Genomic DNA, 17,333 nt, shown 5'->3' on the forward strand with positions numbered 1-17,333 from the left:
GCTCATCTCAGCAACATCGCGGGATCGGCGCGCACCAAGCCGCGCACGGCGATCAAGCCGGATATCAACGCGAGGCCGAGAACCAGCGCCGCGCAGGCCAGTGCCATCGCTGCATCCATGCCCACCGGCACGCCGTAGCGAGCCGCCAGCCAGAGAAGAAGACTGCAGAACAAGCCACTGACCGCCAGGCCGATGCAGCCCACCCAGCAGGCCTGCTCGACCACGATGCGGCGCAGAGCTCCCACGCTGGCTCCCAAGGCGTTGAGCATGGCGTACTCACGCGCGGATGCCGCCACGACCGCCATCAACGACTGGCTGGTCACCACCGCACCGACCAGGCAAACGATGCCGGCCATGAACAGCACAGCAATGCCCGCACCGGTGTCGAACATCCAGTACAACTGCGATCGGCGCGCGAATTCCGCCGCCGTCCAGACCTCGAAGGCGCCGAAAGTCGTGCTGCCGGCCAGTCTGGACTTGATGAGGTCGGCCTGATCGGCGCGCGAAATCCGCGCTACGAAGTACGTCACTCCTGCGGAGGACTCGCCGGCTCGCAACTCCCGCGCCGTCGCCATCGACGCCAGTACATTGACGCCGCCCAGGGCGCGCAGGCCGTCCAGCGCGGCCACGATCTGCACACGATGGCCGTTCACCCAGGCCTGGCCGCCCACCGGCGTGCTGAGCTGATCCAGATCCGACCGGTCAACGATCACTGCGCCAGGTTGACGCATCAGTCGACGCACCGCCGGCGGCAGTATGCGAGAGAACATCAAGGCATCCGCGTCCGTGCCGATGCCCGAGACATAGACCGAAACCCCACCGCCGGATCGCGCGTCGTTGCGCCAGTCGCCTTCCACCCACAGGTAGGGCTCGACATCGGCGACGCCAGGATCCATGCGAAGTCGCATCTCCACGGCGGGATCGATATCGCGGCCGAAATTGACGCTTTGCGTACCCGGGTAGCCTGCCCACAGATCGCCCGAGGAAGCCGTCACGTAGACGGCCGCGCTGCCGAAGATGCCCAGCATGAGTGCCGCTTGCACGGTCAGCAGGAGTCCTGCGAACCCCACGGCCAGAACAGCCGGCACAAAGCGGCGCCATTCATGGACGATGGTCTTGCGCGCCAACGCGATCATGAGGATGCCCCACCGATGCCGGATGGGGCTGGCCAGTCCCGCGCGGCCTCGCCAGCGGGCCACGGCGCGCCGCCCAGCGACTTGTACAGCGCCACGAACGCAAGCGTGTGGCTGGTGCGGGCTGCGGCAAGGGCGATGGACTGTTGCAGTTCCTCGCGCTGTGCTGCCAGGAGATCGAGTCCGCTCGCCAGGCCCAGATTTGCCAGAAGGGTCTGGTCTTGCGTGCGGCGCTTACTGGCGTCGAGGGCGGTCTGCAACTGCTGGCAACGTTCCTGCGCTTCCCGCAATCGGCTCAGCGCCGACTCGGTTTCCGCGACGCCCTCCACGACCGTCTGTCGGTATGCCATCAGCGAAGCCTCGAGGGCTTCCTTCTGCGCCTCCGCGAAGTTCCGCCTGCGGGCCCAGTCGAACAGGGGGATGTCGATCGCCGGGCCGATTGCCGGAATGTTGTCCGAGGTGCGACGACTGTGCCTTGTCAGGTTGTGTGCGTACAGCATCGATACCCCGAGCGTGATTCGGGGATAGAGCTCCGAGCGGGCGATGCCCAGTTCAGCGGCGGCCTTCAGAACCTCGGCCTCGGCGCTGCGAATTTCAGGGCGGTATCGCAGCATGTCGGCCGGCACCTGCTGCAAAGCGAAATTCTTCGTGCCCGGCAATGGCGCCGGCGGCCAAGTTGCAGCGGGGGTCCAGGCCTCATCCGGAGCGGTCTGCCCCAGGAGTACGGCGAGTGCTTGCGAGGCCCGCTCGGCCGTCTCGCGCGCTTCGCTCGATTGGGCGCGCGTCTGCGCCAGACGTTCGACAATTTGCAGACGCTCATCGGGCGGTCCCAGCTGCAGGCGATTTCGCAAGTCAAGCAGCGCCAGCGCATGATTGTCCAGCGCTGCCTGGCGTCGCAGCAGTGACTCGCGATACAACGCGCCGCGCAGCTCTGCATACGTGCGCACCACTTCGGCGATGCCAGACACGCGCGCGCCATGAGCGACCGCGATCGCCGCGTCCACGCGCGCATTGCCATGGCGCTGCGCCGATTCGCGCGCACCGAAGAGGCCCAGCTCCCATATGGCATCGAGACTGGCCTGGAAGTAGTTGTCCGTGGCCGAGATGTCCTGCAAGGTGCGGGCGCTCCCGGAAACCACCGGCAGATGCTGGGCGTGGTCGCGTCGGGCGAGCAATCTCGCCTGGCGCAGGCGGCTGCGCGCCTGTGCCATTGTCAGGTTCTGGGCCATGGCCCGATCCACCAGGGCATCGAGTCGTGTGTCGCTCAATACCTTCCACCATGCCTGCAGATCGGGCTGGATCGCATCGGAGGGAGGGGAGCCAGCCTTGCGCCAATGCGCCGGAAGTTCGTTCGGCAGTGTCGGAAGGTCTACTGTGGTGCATGCCGACAGGGCGCATGCGAGAAGCAGAGCGCACAGCGAGGCAAGGTGCGAAGCGGGGAGTCGTGCGCGAAACAAGGATGAGCAGCCTGCAAGAGGAGTAAGCCCATCATTGGATTGCTTCAGCATTGACGAACATTGCGCATTCGGTGGAGATTGGATGAAGTCCTTCTCGGACGTCGGCTCCGACTGCACCCTGTGGATCAGGCAGTGCGGGCGCCATCTCCTGACGTGACTACCCGCGAACTTGCTTGTTCGCTTCGTCCGCAGCGCTGTATGGCCCGCAGCCTTCCAGAGGTCTCTGGCAATTCACGAGGCCAAAAGCAGCGAATGCGCGAGATTCAACGAATCTTGACAATCCCTGCGCGCAATGTGGCTCGACGCATCGCAGCATTGGAGACTTTGACGAAGTGCGCGCCAGATGATTTCACCTCGCCCCCGTTGGAGGCTCCCGTCCAGCTCGAAACACTACGCTGGGATCATTGTGGCTATTGCAGCCTTGGCCTTGATGATTTCGACGCAGGTCTTTGCGGTTGCAGGAACGATGGGTGTCGCCGCGTGGCCGCCCAGACACTGGAATGCGAATTCCCTGGTTACTTCACTGGCCGTATTGAAGACCAGGATCCGATATGGCGGGTATCAGGCCTCCCCCCTGAAAAATCGCTGAAGCACCATTCGAGCTCGCCCTTTCTGAAGGAGTTCGAAGCGCTTGCGCATCTCGACGGACGGGGCCCTCGGACCTTGGCAATCAGTGGGACTGCTCCCTCAACGTCAGGCCCTCTCGTCGCCACATCAGTGCCGTTCTAAAAGCAATCGCCGCGCCACGCAGACGGATCGCTCGCGCCTCCGCCGCAACCAGCGCGCGGGCCGCACGCTCGAAGTGCGTAGCGCTGTCTGCCGTCTTCATGCTGCTCGGCGACGTTCCTATCTTTTTCATCGTTTCAACAAATGGCTAGGGCACCCGGCGCAAGGACGCGCCGATGTGGTTTGGGCAACAGCGATGTGCATTCGCTCGGCAGAGATTCTTTCCGGAGAATGTGGGAAATCTGGTGGCAAGCAGTCCAGATTCCATTGAGGCACCTGCAACCATCGGCAAGATGGCGCCCCCCCAGACTTTCCGGCCGGCCTTCAACGAGACAGCGCGACGCCCAGGCTTTTTTCTCTTCATCTGCACAGGCCACCGAACGTCGAAGCGTTCAGTCGCTGATCAAGGCGTCATCCCGGGATCGTTCTCGACCCAGCCACCACCCAATACCTGACGGAGCTGCACATGGTTCTGCAGTTGGGCCAGTCGTATCGAAGCATGGGCGACCTCTGCCGTGCGCAGGCGTTCCTGCGCATCGAGCCAGCTTCTCAGAGGCAGCAACCCGACCCGGAAGCGGGCCTCGTAGACCCGTGCCACTTCCTCCGCCTGGCGTTGCGCCTGGCGCAACGCGCCTTCCTGCTCGGCGAGTCGGATGCGGGCGGAGAGAGCTTGGTCCACTTCGCCGAGCGCGGTGTACAGCGCTTTGCGAAACCCCATTGCGGCTTCTTCGTATCTGGTGCGGGCGATGTCGGTCTCGATTCCCAACGTGCGCGCCTGCAGAAAGGGCAGCGTCATGCCGACACCCAATGTCGCGACCGGATTGGCAAGTACGTCGAGGAGGGCTCTGCTGGAACTGCCCAGCGCACCGGTGAGTGAGATACCAGGGTAGTAGCTGGCCACCGCTGCGTCGGTGCGCGCACCCGCGGCCTGAAGCCGCCACTGGGCAGCGCGCAGGTCAGGCCTGCGCCCGAGCAGATCGGCCGGAAGGCCTGGATGTACCGGCGGCAAGGCGATCTCGGGCAGCGTCCGGGGCTCGGGCTCCGGTACGGAAGCGCCATCCAGCAGCACGCGCGCGCGCTCGCGCAGTACCGTGGCTGCCTGACGCTGGGCCGCCAGATCGGCGGCACGCTCCTCGCGCACTTGCAGCGCCTCGTGCAGCGCCAGCCGACCTTCCGCTCCCGCCTCGAAGCGGGCCTGAACCAAGGCCACGATGCGCCGGGCATCGCTTTCGCTGGCTTCGGCCATCGCCACGCGATCGTTGGCGTAGGCGAGCTGGAAGTACAGGTCGATGACGCTGGCGACCAGCACCAGCCGCACGGCCTGCCTGTCCCGCTTGCTCGCCTGCGCCTCGGAGCTGGCGGCAGCCTGCAGCGCGTCGAGACGCCCGAAGAGGTCGAGTTCCCAGCTCACTGCGATCTGCCCGTTGCTGCCTGAGCTCGTGTCCGGTTGTCCACTGCCCAGCCCTCGCGCGCTGCGGGTGTTCCATGCGCCGGACACCGTGGGTGTCAACTGGGCGCCTGCGAGCCGGGCCTCCAGCATCGCGCGGCGCAGCCGGATGCCCGCCACGGCAAGGTCTGCGTTGCGTGCGAGGGCGGTTTTCACCCAGGCGTCCAGCACTGGCAGCTCGCCCGCGCGCCACCAGGTCAACCTCCTGTTGCCAGCTCGAGCTGCCGGTGCAGCCTCGGCATGGGTATACGCAGGTGGCAGCACCGGCATCGGCTTGGGGGGCTCGGGCGTGGTGCATCCCACCCCTGCACAGGCCAGCAGAGTGGCGAACATGGCTCGGGGCAAGGACGCTCGCAGGCGAAGAAGAGAGAAAGGTATGGATCGCGTCATGTCAATCTCGCGCGAGGGCCTGCACCGGCTCGAGCCGTGCGGCGTTCCTGGCAGGCAGGTAACCGAAAGCCACGCCGACCAGGCAGGAGCTGACCACAGCCAGCACCACCGAGAGCGCAGAAAAAGACATCGGCAGTTGCGGCATCAGCAAGGCGATGAGCGCACCCAGGCCGAAGGCCAGCAACACGCCGGCCGCGCCGCCGATCAGGCAGATCAGCACGGCCTCCATGAGGAACTGCGCAACGATGTCGGTGCGCCGCGCGCCCACGGCCATTCGCACGCCGATTTCTCGCGTGCGCTCGGTCACCGACACCAGCATGATGTTCATCACGCCGATTCCCCCCACCATCAGCGACAGGGTCGCCACGCCGGAGATCAGCAGTGCCAGGGTGCGACTGGTGCGCGTGGCGGCCTGCCGAACCTGGTCTGAATTCATGATGAAGAAGTCCTGGCTGCCGTGACGGTCGCGCAGCACCGAAGTGACGGCGCCTTGCGCCGCACGGCTGGAGATTTCGTCCTTGATGCGCAATGTGATGCTTTCCAGGTATTGCCTTCCCGCGAGGCGTGTCGCCACCGTCGTGTAGGGAACGAAGAAGCCCGGCGTGCTCGACGCGAAACTGCTCTGCATCGGGCGCAGCACACCAACGACCTGTACCGGCATCTCGCCGAGAAGCACGGTCTGCCCCAGCGGCGATGCGCTGCCGAAGAGCGCCGTGGCTGCGCGTTGATCGATCACGGCCACCTGTGCGCGCGCTTCCTGCTCGAGGGCGTCGAAGAATCGGCCCGAGGCCAATGAAAGGCCGCGCACGCGAAACAGCCCCGCCCCCACGCCATTGACCTGGGCCGATGCCGCCGCGGAGTCGCGCAGTGCCGCCACCGACACCGATATGTTGGGCGAGGCACTGTCCACGTAGAACTGCTGCGCCAGCGCCTCGGCGTCGGCCACCGACAGGTTCTCTATCGCGCTCGCTCTCAGGTCGCCGAAGTCCCGGCCGGGAAATATCTCCAGCGTGTTGGTGCCCAGCTCTCGGATCTGGGCCATGACCTGATCCTGCGCACCGCGCCCCAGCGCGACCACGCACACCAGGGCTGCAATACCGATGACGATGCCCAGCATCGTCAGCAGCGCGCGCAGCCGGTGGGCATGCAGGGCGAAAAGCGCCATGCGCAGCGTCTGCGCCAGGCGAGCAGACATGGCTGTACCTTCGCGCCCGCTCTCGCCTTCCGGCGGCGCTGGCAACGCAGTCGCGCCCGGCACCGTCGCGGCTTCGCTGCGTCGATCGGAAACGATGCGGCCGTCGCTGATTTCGATCACGCGCGACGCACGGCGGGCCACCTGGGCATCGTGCGTGACGATGATCACCGTGTGCCCCTGCGCATTCAGTTCGGCGAGCAGACGAAGCACTTCCTCGCCGCTGGATGTGTCCAGGGCACCCGTCGGCTCGTCGGCCAATATCACGCTGCCGCCGTTCATCAGCGCACGCGCGATCGAGACGCGCTGCTGCTGTCCGCCCGAGAGCTGATTGGGCCGATGGTCCGCGCGCGCTCCCAATCCCAGACGCTCCAGCAGCAACCGCGCACGAGCCTGGCGTTGCGGCGCGCCGCAACCGGCGTAGATGGCGGGCAGTGCCACGTTGTCCAGCGCGGTCAATTCACCGAGCAGCTGATAGCGCTGGAAGACGAAGCCGAAGTGCTCGCGTCGCAACCTGGCCAGGCCATCCGCGTCCAGATCCGCAACCTCCTGGCCGGCCACGCGGTAGCTGCCCGCGGTCGGACGATCCAGCGCGCCGAGGATGTTCATGAGCGTCGATTTGCCGGAGCCCGAAGCACCCACGATGGCCACCATCTCGCCCGCGTCGATCCGCAGATCGATGCCGTCCAGCACCGTGAGGGTGCCCTCCCCTGCCACGAACTCACGGCGCAGGCCGCGCGTCTCCAGCAATGCCCGGGACGGGCCTACCATAGCGCCGGCCCTTGAGGTACTACGGCATCGGCCGCGACCGGTTCACCGACCACTACGCGCTCCCCGACGGTCAGACCGCCGAGTACCTGCACCTGCAGGGGTGTGCGCAGACCGGTCAGCACCTGGCGCTCGACCACGTCCCCATCCGGTTGCAGCACGCGCACCGTCCCGTGCCCGGCCTTCGCACCTGGCCGCAGCGCCACGGCGGGAACGAGCAAGGTGTCCTCGACCTTCTTCACATGCACAGAGACCTGGACCGTCATGGAGGGCCGCAGCATGCCGTGGTCGTTGGGCACATCGAACAGGGCGTTGTAGTAGACAGCCTTGGTCGCAGAGGCTGCAGCCGAGGCGCTTCCGGCCGTCACCGCCTCGTTGGTGATGGAATCGGGAGCCGGCTCGATCAGGGCGATGGCGCCTGATAGCGTTCGGTGCGGCTGCCCGGCACGACGAAGCTCGCCGCCATGCCCGGCGCCACCAGGTTCACGTCGGCCTCGGAGATCTCGGCACGCACGGTCATCACGTCCAGCTTGGCCAGCATGACGATGGTGGGGGTGCTCTGAAAGGCGTTGAGCGTCTGACCCTGCCTCGTGACCACCGCCACCACGACGCCGTCCATCGGCGCCACGATGCGGGTGTAGTCGAGTTGCGTGCGCGCCGTATCGACCTGCGTGCGCGCCTGCGCGACCTGGGCCTGCAACGAGTCGATCTCGGCTCGCAGCGTATCCACCGCCGCCTGGGCCGCTTCCAAGTCGGCCTGCGCGGTCGCCTCGGCCACGACCAGCGTCTGCTGCCGGCGCAGCAGCACTCGGGCCTGGGCCATTGCAACGCGCCGCGCGTTCAACTGCGCGCGCAGCGCGTCGACCGCCGCCTCGGCACTGCGCAGCGCGATCTGCTGCGGCTGCGCATCCACCTCGGCGATCAGCTGTCCCTTGCCTACACGCTGTCCCAGGCTCACGTGCAGGCGCTCCACCCGACCCGACACCTGTGCGCCGACGGCGACCAGCTCCTTGGGACGAACTCGGCCCACCGCCTGTACTTCCTGGGCCAGTGTGCCGCGCTCGACCACCGCGGTGGCCAGATCGGATGGCGGACCTGCATTCATTTCCACGAGCGCGAACGTGCCGGCAGTGGCAAGGGCGACAGTGCCGGCCGCGAGCGCCCATTTCCGAGCTGTCTTCAATGCATCGCTTTCAAGGTTGGGGTTCATGGCCCTGCGCCGGGCAGCCAGGGGCGGCCATCTGTGCGGCGACGAGGGATCCGTCCCATCGAAGGGACTGGGAGGAATTGTTGTGAACGCGCGTCGAGAAAGAAACGGCGCACGATCCAGATCTGATCGAGAGATGCAGCGCCCGGGCGCGCGTTCAAGGCCGCTCCATGTGCGAATTGACCGAACGTTGATGAAACCCCCAGTGCTTCTGCATCGAGCGAAGAGAACATTTCGTCACAGCCAATCCTGAAGCCCGCCCGGGCTCGCACGCCTTCGAATGCACTCTCCGCTTGCAGATTCCAATCCCGGTCCGTCTTTGTCGGCAGTGGTCGACTCCGCCAAGGTCGTGCTCAGCGGCCCCGTACCGCGGCCCGATCGCGCCAGGGCGGCATCGCGGTCCGCAGGGCTGGGCGGTGCCTCGCCGCCCCGGCCCAGCGGAGCCTGGGTCGTCGCGCTGCTCGCCGTCTTTGCCGCCATCTGGTTGCCGCAACTCGCGCAATCGAGCCTCGTGCCGCCCACGGACAACATCGAGCAGCTCACCTGGGTGCGCAGCCTTGAATTGGGCTACTACAAGCATCCTCCGCTGCCCACGTGGGTACTTTGGCTTCCAGTGCAGTTGATGGGTTTGTCGGGGCCCGTCACCTATGTGCTGGGCGCAACCTTCGTGCTGGCGGCGATGGGGCTGCTCTGGCGATTTCTCGCAGCCCTTCGCGGTTCCGTGTACGCAACGGTGGCGCTTCTCGCGGCCCTGTGCATCACCTACTACAACGGACGTCTCTACTACTACAACCACGAAATGGTGCTGGTCCCGTTCGCAGTGGCAAGCGCTGTTTTCACCTGGAAGGCATTTGTCTCGAGACAGCGCCGCTGGTGGCTGGGGCTCGGAGTCTGCCTCGGCGTCGGAGGGCTCGCCAAATATCACATCGTCGTGATGGCCCTGGCCGTGGCGGTGTTCTGGACGTGGCAAAGAGGCTGGCGGGATGCGGGCCATCGACGAGGCCTTGTGCTGGCCGCGGCCGTTTCCCTGGCTGTCATGGCGCCGCATCTGCACTGGCTCTGGACGCACGACCTCGGACCGATCCGCTATGCGATGGAGTCGTCACTCGGCATTGATCACCATGGGATGCGGCGGCTGGGCGTCTGCCTGCGCTGGTTGTTCGATCAGCTCCTGAACCGGGCACTGCCCGCGTGGATCCTGCTTCTGTCGGTGCTTTGGCTTGCGGGCCGCGGACGTGCGGACGGCCCCGTGCCGTCGCGTGCGCCGCTACCCGACGACGCAGCAACGAGTCGAAGGCTCCTGTTGTGCTTCGGCCTCACGCCGCTGGTCTTCACTTTTGCACTGGGCCTGGCAGCCGGCGCGGACCTGCAGTTGCATTGGGGGGCTCCGTTCCTCCTGCTTGCCGTGCCGGCCTTCATGGAACTGGGGCCGTGGAAGGAAGCCTGGCACCGGATCTCGTTGAAATCGGCACTCAAGAGCTTCTGTCTCATTCAACTGCTGTTGCTTGCCTGGGGCCAGATGATTTCTGCCACCGGAGAGTTTCGGCTGCAGCGTCATCACTGGCGCAATTTCGATGCGAAAGCCCTGGCCGATTCAGTGGCGCCGGCGGCGCGCGCTCAACTGGGAGGACCGGTCCGCGTGATTGCAGGGCCTCCCGCCGAGGCAGGCGCACTGGCGTTGCAGCTCGGTGAGCGCCCTCTTGTCCTGATCGATGGCCGCTTCGACATCAGTCCTTGGGTGAACAAGGAGTTGGTCGATGAATGCGGCGTGCTGGAACTGAGCAGAGACGCATCGCCTCCGGGCTATCGGCCGGTAGGCGACAAATTCCCCGGCTTGCATTGGCGAACGGTCGTCCCTCGCTCGCCGTCCATCTACTGCACCTGGAGGGCGCATGCAGCAAATTGACTCGCAGACCCGCAAGGCCCTGCTCGACGCCCACATGCGCTTGCACCTCGATGACTTCGCGTCGACCGAGCGACTGTTGAACGATGCACCTTTGGCGTCCGCGCAAATGAGACAACCCGCGCAACGAGGCCACGACGGCTCCATCAGTTGCGTCATTCCCTGTCGAAACGAGGCCAGGAACCTCGAGTTGCTGCTGCCGCGGCTGATCGCTGTGCTGGGCACGCTGTCGCGGGATTGGGAAGTCATCGTCGTCGACGACGGCAGTACCGACACCACCTGCGAGTCGGCGCTGCGCTGGCAAGACAAGGGCGTGCGGCTACTGGAGCTTTCGCGCAACTTCGGCAAGGAAGCCGCGCTGAGTGCGGGCCTGGATGCGGCGCGCGGCGGCCTCGTGTTGTTGATGGACGGAGACGGCCAGCATCCGCCTGAACTGATTCCCGAGATGATCGTCCGCTGGACCCGGGGTGCGGACATGATCTGCGCGAGGCGCTCGAATCGCGACGCCGAGGGCTGGGTCAAGCGCATCGGGACGCGGATCTTCTACCGGCTTCTCGACTGCGACCGACGCTATCGGGTCCCCGCCGATGCGGGCGACTTCCGGTTGCTCGATCGCACGGTGGTCGAAGCGCTGCGTGCCCTTCCCGAGCGCAGCCGCTTCATGAAGGGCTTGTTCGCGTGGGTCGGTTTCCGCGTGGAGCAGATCGCCTACGTGCCTCCTGCGCGACCTCACGGCAGGAGCCACTACAGCTTGCAGGCGCTGTGCAACTTGTCGCTGACCGGGATCACCATGTTCACCAGTTGGCCTCTGCGCGCGGCCAGCGTGCTTGGAGGACTGCTCGCCATTGCCGCGTTCGGCTACGGCGGCACACGGGTCCTGTCGTACATGCTCTGGGGCAATGAGGTGTCGGGCTGGACCACGATCGTCGTCGCCACGTTCCTGCTGGCGGGGGTACAGCTGATGTCGCTCGGCGTGATCGGAGAGTATCTGGCGCGGGTCTTCGATGAAGTGAAGGGACGCCCGCTGTATCTGGTTCGTAGATCCCTGGGAGCCGGTCTGAAGGGCCGCGGTCCCGAAGGCGGTGCTGACCCGCGGGAAGCCGATGAAAAATAAGCAACCCGCGTGCTTCGACCTGGAGGCTTGCCGCGCCTCGCCGGACGATGGCCTGTCCGCGCGCTCAGCGCGCGCCATCGCTGTGTGCGTAGACGATTTCGGCCTGAATACCAGCATCAATGCGGCCGCGCTGCATTTGGCGGAGATGCGGCGCGTGAGTGCGTTGAGCGCAATGACCCAGGCACCGGAGTGGGAAGACGGCGCAGCGCGTGCGCGATGCATGGACAGTCGGCGGATCGATGTCGGGCTCCACTTCAACCTCACGCAGTCATTCGGCGGAGCCCCTGCTTTGGGCTCTGTGCAGACCTTGGTCGCGGCGACGCATCTTCGCCTGCTGCCAAAGCGCCTGGTGCGTGAAGCCCTGCTGCGCCAACTCGACGCGTTCGAGGAACAGATGTTCAGTGTCCCTGCCCATGTGGACAGCCACGAACATGTGCATCACCTGCCCGTGATACGGGACGTCGTGCTGGACGTGCTGCTCAGGCGATATGGCAGCGCGCTGCCGTGGGTGCGCGTGAGCGCCGCGCCGGCGTCCTCGCTGGCGGGGTCTTTTCGAAGTGCCGATGAACGCAAGGCATGGCTCATCGATCATCTGGTAGGGGCCGAGCCTTTCCGCCGTCGCGCTCGCTCGCTGGGCTTCGTTGCCAATCGCCGCCTCCTGGGCGTCTACGGTTTCGATGCCACCGAAAGCGGGTACGGCTTCCTTTTGCGGAAATGGCTGAGGCAGGCTCGCAGCGGAGATCTGCTGATGTGCCACCCAGCAAGTTCAGCGGTGGGCGACGTCATCAGCCGCGGACGCCGTGTCGAGTTCGCGGTATGGTCCGACCCTCACCTCCCCCACCTTCTGCGAGAGCTGGGGGTTCGCATCGCACCTATGTCGACTCTGCGGGCGGCGACGGCGTGAATGTTGCAGACCCAGGCCCAGCCTTCGGGGCGAGCTTCATCTGCTCGCTGGATGCAGAGCCCGGCGGCTTCGAGCTTGGTGTACTGCCGGCGGCCCCTGCACGAAGTGCGCAGCGGCTCACGGGCCGAACCAATAGAACAACCACGATGCCACGGCGCCGAGCGCGGCCACCAGGAGCAACTTGTCGGCCCTCGCACAGACCCATGCTACGAGGGTTGAGCCGCGCGTCGACCTTGTTGTGAGCCTGACCAGATCTCCTGGCTCGACGGGCAGTTGCCGGTGCACGGCGCCAGAAGATACTTGCTCGAACTGAAATTCCATGGCTTGCTCTTGATGACGATGCAAGCCGATGCTCTCGTAAGCGGATGAAGTTGCGATTGAGTGCTCATGGGGTTTCGCTCAAGAAGCTTTTCCCTCCGTGATTTCGGATGTGACTCGCTTCGGCCCAGCCTCTGCACCGCGGGCGACCCGCCGATTGCGGGCCTTGATCAGATCTTGATAAATGGTGGTTCGACGGTTGACAGAGGGGTCTGACAATTGCGCGAGACCCTGTTCGTCCCGCGCGGTGCCCGTGTTGCCGTCGCACACACGCGCATTTCGGACCCAGGAGCCCGCCAAATGCGCCGCTCCACACTTTCAAGAGTGCATCAGATAATGCCGAACTTGTTCGCGAAAGCGTGATGCCGCGCGTGCTCCCAGCGAAAGGTTTTGCCATTGCGCATGTGCAACGCCATCGCAAAAACAATCTCATGCCCGCTTCAAAAAAAAAACACGATCCTCATGGCTAACGAACGCATCCTCATTGTCGAAGACGATTCCCAGATCGCCGAGGTGCTGTCTGCCTATCTGCAGCGCGATGGCTATCTCACATCGATCTGCCGTGATGGCGGCGAGGCCATGCAGATGTTCCGGCAATGGCAGCCGGACCTGGTGCTCCTCGACTACATGCTGCCGCAGGTCAATGGGAACGAGATTCTGGGAGCCATTCGCAGGGCCGGCGATGTCCCCGTCATCATGGTCACGGCTGTCGACGGCGAAGTGGAGAAACTGGGCGCGCTTCGCTACGGCGCGGACGACTATGTCGTGAAGCCCTTCAACCCCAAGGAGGTGGTCGCGCGCGTGCAGGTCATCCTCAAGCGCGTCCGCAACGCCCCTCAACAGAGCAACCAGTCTCACCTCGCGTGGGGGCCGCTGGAGCTTGATCTCGACGCCGTAATGGCACGCACCGCGGACAAGTCCGAGCCTCTCGACCTGACCATCACCGAGTTCAAGCTTCTGGCGACCTTGATGCGCAGTCCGCGCAAGGCCTTCAGCCGCCTTGAATTGCTGGAGGCGTGCCTGCCCGAGAGCGATGCGCTCGAGCGGGTGGTCGACACGCATGTCCACAACCTGCGACGGAAGCTGGAAGAGCAAGGCGTCAACGGAATTCCAACGGCCGTGCGGGGCGTTGGCTATCGTCTCGGCGATTCCAGATGAAGCCATCGCGCCGGTCGCTGTGGGCGTGGCTCACGTGGCGGATGATCGCGCTGGCGATTGCCGCCACGGCGGGCGTGCAGGCGGGCATGTGGGTCCGCTACAGCTACTGGGAATCGAAAATCGATGCCCAACTGCCGGCCGGCATCGTCGAAGAACTCAGGCGGCTCGAGAGCGCTCCCAAGAGCGAGGAAACCTCGAAGCGCTTGAGCGAGATCTACACCCAATACGGGGACCGCTTCGTGTTCCCGTCGGATTCGGATGACCTGCTTATCCAGACGCTGCTGAGCCTTTCCATCATTCCCTTCGTGGCGGTGTTCGGACTGCTCATGGCGCGCCGCATCGTCGAGCCCGTCTCGGATGTCGCGACCGCGGCGGAATCGGTGTCCATGGGGCGCTTTTCCGCCCGCGCGCCGGTGCTCGATTCGGCTCCGGCCGAACTTCAGCGCCTGGCCAACCACTTCAACGCAATGGCCGAGCGCCTGGAGGCCTACGATCGCGAATTGCAGGACTCCAGCGCCGCGATCGCCCACGAGCTTCGAACCCCGCTCACTGCCGCAATGGGGCGATTGCAGGGCATCGTCGACGAGGTTTTCCCGCTCGATGAAAAACAGATCCGGACCGTGCTGGATCAACTGGGACAGATACACCGCATCATTGGCGACTTGCAGGTTCTGTCGTTGGCTCAAGGTGGCCGCTTGCAGCTGGAAACGACGACGTTCGACCTGCACGGCTTCGTCGATGAGCGCGTCTCATGGGCTCTTCCTTCCCTGCAGGAACGAGGCATGACGGCGATCAACCATGTGAGCGCAAAAGAGACAGTGCGCGCCGACAGGGGCAGACTGGGCCAAGTTCTTTCGGCGTTGATCGACAACGCAGTGCGCTATGCGAGTGACGGTGGCTTGGTGGAGATCGACTGCTGCGCAGATGCATCCACCCTCGAACTGATCGTGCGCGATCGAGGCAAGAGCGCTTCGGTGGAAGACGTGTCGCGCTTCTTCGAGCGCTTCTGGCGCAGCGAACAGTCGCGCTCCCGGTACGCGGGGGGGACCGGCCTGGGCCTGTCCGTCGTGCAGGCAATCTGCCAGGCACATGGCGGCGAGGCAAAAGCCGCTGCGCGCACTGGAGGCGGGCTGGAGATTCGGATCTGTCTGCCCCGCAATCCAGGCTTGCGTAGATCGATCGACGAGTAAGCGCTCTTTCCGGGGAGGAAGGAAGGTCTGGTTCGCTTGCTCGGTGAGCCACAACGCACTGCATGGCTTTCGAAAAGGGCGCCGCTTGACCGATCCTTGATGCTGTACCCACCGATCTTCAATGAAGCATCGGCAACATGACGGCATGAATCATTTCCAGGGCCTGGGGAACCGCACGCCGCTGCCGCTCCCGGAAGCGAAGGCCGAACTCTCCTGCAACACCTCAAAGACTTCAATGCAAGGATCTTTCATGAAGAACCCGCAACGCAAAAGACTATGTTTATCCGCAATGACTGTACTCATGCTGCTGGCTGCGGGGTCCGCGACCGCCGGCGTGAGTTGGTCCATCGGCATCAGTTCCCCGAATGTGGTCGTGGCGCCTCGACCGCCGGCTGTGGTCTACGAGGCCGCGCCGGCCTACGTGATCCCGGCACCGGTTTATCCGGTCGCGCCACGAGTCGTCGTCGCACCGCCGGTGGTCTACCAACCGCCGTCTGTTGCCCTGCGAATCGATCATGAGCACGACCCTTACCCGTACTACCACCACAGACACGACGACGACTGCGATGACGACTGAAGCTCGCCAATGTGCCGCACGGAGCGGGATGCCGCCCCAGAACTGACCTGCCCGCAAGTCCCTGTCCAGAGACAGGGGCGTCGCTCGCCTGCCGCTGCCCCTCACGTCTGTTGCATCCGCGGCAGCACAACTCCATTGCTCCGATGAACGCTTTGTCTCCGGGCCTTTCCCCTTTTGCCACCGACATGTGGCGTCTCTTGAAACCCTTCGCCGGTGTCGTTGCGATCGCGACGCTCATCGGCAGCGTGGGCGGCTTGGCCACGGCCGCGCTGCTGGAGCAGATCAATTCGGCCTTGCACGGTACAGCGGTCCTGTCCACTTCCGCGATAGCCGGGCTCGCCGTCCTGGCCGTGTTCGCCGTCGGGGGACACACGGTGGCAGGCATCCTCAACAGCGTCACCGGCCAGCGTGTGGTCGCCGCCCTTCGCAAGGACGTCTCCCTGCGGATCCTAGGCGCACCAATCGCCGCCGTCGAGCGCATGAAGAGCTATCGGCTGCAGGCGATCCTCAACGAGGATATCGACACCATCAGCGATTTCACGGCGGAGTTCGCCGGCCACGCCTCGGCCTTCGCGGTCACCGCGGGCTGCGCGATCTACCTGTTCAGACTCTCGCCCGTTCTTTTCCTCGTCAGCGCGCTCGCGCTGGTTGTCGGTATCGGGATCAATTTCGCCGCGGCAACGGCCTGGAGTCGTGACTTCGAGAAGGCCCGAACTGGCGAGGACGAATTGCAGAAGCACTACCGCAGCGTCGTGGAAGGTGCCAAGGAACTCCGGCTCAACCGGAAGCGCCGTGCCCAGGTGCACGGCGTCCGCCTGTCGGCTGCCGCCGATCTCGTCGCGCGGCTCAAGGCTCGGGCGCTCGGCTTGTTCTGGATCGCCGAAGGTACGAATTCGGCGCTCTTCTTCCTGGTCGTCGTGTGGATCCTGGTGGCGCGTCCGTCGTTGGGAATCGACGCCCAGGTCGTCAGCGGCTTCATCATCGTGCTGCTCTTCATCAAGGGCCCCATCGAGGAGCTGGCCGCGCTGCTGCCTTTCTTGAGCCAGGCCCAGGTGGCCCTCCGCCGGATCGCGCACCTGTCGGCGGAATTCAGGAAGGAGCCGCACGCCGTTGGCTCCGCCCAGCCTGCATTTCTCGCGAGCCGCATCGAGTTGCGGCAGGCTCGCTACCGTTTCGACGCTGCGCAGGAGGGCACGCAGCCCTTCGAAGTGGGTCCGATCGACCTCAGGCTGCGACGCGGCGAGACGCTGTTCATCGTCGGCGGCAACGGGAGCGGGAAGACGACGCTCATCAAGCTGCTCCTTGGCCTTTATCAACCCAGCGAAGGGCAGCTTCTGCTCGACGGCGCGCCCGTGGACGACCGCGGCCACGAAGCCTACCGCGGGCTCTTCTCCGCCATCTTCTCTGACTACCATCTGTTCGATGAGCTGGTCGCGCAGGATGCCGGGCACACTCGGGCCGCCAAAGAACTGATGGACCGGCTGGGTGTCGCGGACAAGGTCCAGCTTGTCGACGGCATGTTTTCCACGACGGACGTTTCGACGGGCCAGCGCAAGCGCCTCGCGCTCGTCCACGCCTGGCTGGAAGACCGCCCGGTGGTCATGTTCGACGAATGGGCCGCGGACCAGGACCCCGAGTTCCGCAGCGTCTTCTATCGTGAGCTGTTGCCGGAACTCAAGCGCGAGGGCAAGACCCTGATCGTGGTCTCGCATGACGACCGCTACTTCGACGTCGCGGACCGCGTGATTCGAATGAGCGCGGGTCGGATCGTCGAGGAGTTCATTCCACCTGGAAAGCCGAAGTCATCCAGGTCATGCGAGGCAGATTTCAGACAAGCCTGATCGCGGCT

General features: G+C 65.0%; 13 protein-coding genes and 1 pseudogene. 7 read left to right on the plus strand and 7 right to left on the minus strand.

From position 1 onward, the window contains the following. Positions 1–2: 2 nt before the first annotated feature. The 7 genes and pseudogenes from J2W23_RS06565 to J2W23_RS06590 form a co-directional block, all read right to left on the minus strand. Positions 3–1,136, minus strand: a complete 1,134-nt coding sequence (locus J2W23_RS06565; RefSeq protein ID WP_176656849.1) for an ABC transporter permease — start codon at positions 1,134–1,136, stop codon at positions 3–5. After that, positions 1,133–2,641, minus strand: a complete 1,509-nt coding sequence (locus J2W23_RS06570; RefSeq protein WP_176656848.1) for a TolC family protein — start codon at positions 2,639–2,641, stop codon at positions 1,133–1,135. The genes J2W23_RS06565 and J2W23_RS06570 overlap by 4 nt, the downstream gene beginning before the upstream one ends. 1,078 nt (positions 2,642–3,719) lie before the next feature. After that, the gene (locus J2W23_RS06575) at positions 3,720–5,096 is read right to left on the minus strand and encodes an efflux transporter outer membrane subunit (RefSeq protein WP_176656847.1); all 1,377 of its coding nucleotides are present in this window, start codon (positions 5,094–5,096) and stop codon (positions 3,720–3,722) included. 58 nt (positions 5,097–5,154) lie between these two features. After that, positions 5,155–5,502, minus strand: a complete 348-nt coding sequence (locus J2W23_RS31390) for an FtsX-like permease family protein (protein ID WP_373423906.1) — start codon at positions 5,500–5,502, stop codon at positions 5,155–5,157. 138 nt (positions 5,503–5,640) lie between these two features. After that, positions 5,641–7,116, minus strand: a pseudogene (locus J2W23_RS06580) (ABC transporter permease); the annotation flags it as partial. Continuing rightward, positions 7,110–7,481 (minus strand): hypothetical protein, encoded by a 372-nt coding sequence (locus J2W23_RS06585; RefSeq protein ID WP_307648134.1) that lies wholly within the window; start codon positions 7,479–7,481, stop codon positions 7,110–7,112. The gene J2W23_RS06585 and the pseudogene J2W23_RS06580, both read right to left, overlap by 7 nt. 35 nt (positions 7,482–7,516) lie before the next feature. Then, positions 7,517–8,296 carry an efflux RND transporter periplasmic adaptor subunit gene (locus J2W23_RS06590; RefSeq protein ID WP_307648135.1) on the minus strand — a complete coding sequence of 260 codons (780 nt, stop codon included), beginning with the start codon at positions 8,294–8,296 and terminating at the stop codon, positions 7,517–7,519. A 352-nt stretch (positions 8,297–8,648) separates the two neighbouring features. Between J2W23_RS06590 and J2W23_RS06595 the strand changes: the two genes are divergently transcribed. The 7 genes from J2W23_RS06595 to J2W23_RS06625 all read left to right on the plus strand — a co-directional run bounded on the left by J2W23_RS06595 (position 8,649) and on the right by J2W23_RS06625 (position 17,325). Continuing rightward, positions 8,649–10,226 carry an ArnT family glycosyltransferase gene (locus J2W23_RS06595; protein WP_307648496.1) on the plus strand — a complete coding sequence of 526 codons (1,578 nt, stop codon included), beginning with the start codon at positions 8,649–8,651 and terminating at the stop codon, positions 10,224–10,226. Beyond that, a complete protein-coding gene (locus J2W23_RS06600; protein WP_307648136.1) occupies positions 10,213–11,337 on the plus strand; it encodes a glycosyltransferase family 2 protein in 1,125 nt (374 codons plus the stop codon). Before J2W23_RS06595 ends, J2W23_RS06600 begins: the two co-directional genes overlap by 14 nt. Beyond that, positions 11,327–12,241, plus strand: a complete 915-nt coding sequence (locus J2W23_RS06605) for a ChbG/HpnK family deacetylase (RefSeq protein WP_307648137.1) — start codon at positions 11,327–11,329, stop codon at positions 12,239–12,241. Before J2W23_RS06600 ends, J2W23_RS06605 begins: the two co-directional genes overlap by 11 nt. Positions 12,242–12,961: 720 nt before the next feature. Beyond that, positions 12,962–13,717, plus strand: a complete 756-nt coding sequence (locus J2W23_RS06610; RefSeq protein WP_307648138.1) for a response regulator — start codon at positions 12,962–12,964, stop codon at positions 13,715–13,717. After that, entirely contained in the window at positions 13,714–14,907 is a 1,194-nt protein-coding gene (locus J2W23_RS06615) for an ATP-binding protein (RefSeq protein WP_307648139.1), read from the plus strand. The genes J2W23_RS06610 and J2W23_RS06615 overlap by 4 nt, the downstream gene beginning before the upstream one ends. Before the next feature lie 145 nt (positions 14,908–15,052). Then, positions 15,053–15,484 carry a hypothetical protein gene (locus tag J2W23_RS06620; RefSeq protein WP_307648140.1) on the plus strand — a complete coding sequence of 144 codons (432 nt, stop codon included), beginning with the start codon at positions 15,053–15,055 and terminating at the stop codon, positions 15,482–15,484. Positions 15,485–15,627: 143 nt separating this feature from the next. Then, positions 15,628–17,325, plus strand: coding sequence for a cyclic peptide export ABC transporter (locus J2W23_RS06625; protein WP_307648141.1), 1,698 nt, complete (start codon positions 15,628–15,630; stop codon positions 17,323–17,325). The last annotated feature ends 8 nt before the right edge of the window (positions 17,326–17,333 follow it).

Origin of the sequence: Variovorax boronicumulans (genome assembly GCF_030812215.1) — a bacterium.
GTDB lineage: Bacteria > Pseudomonadota > Gammaproteobacteria > Burkholderiales > Burkholderiaceae_C > Variovorax > Variovorax boronicumulans_C.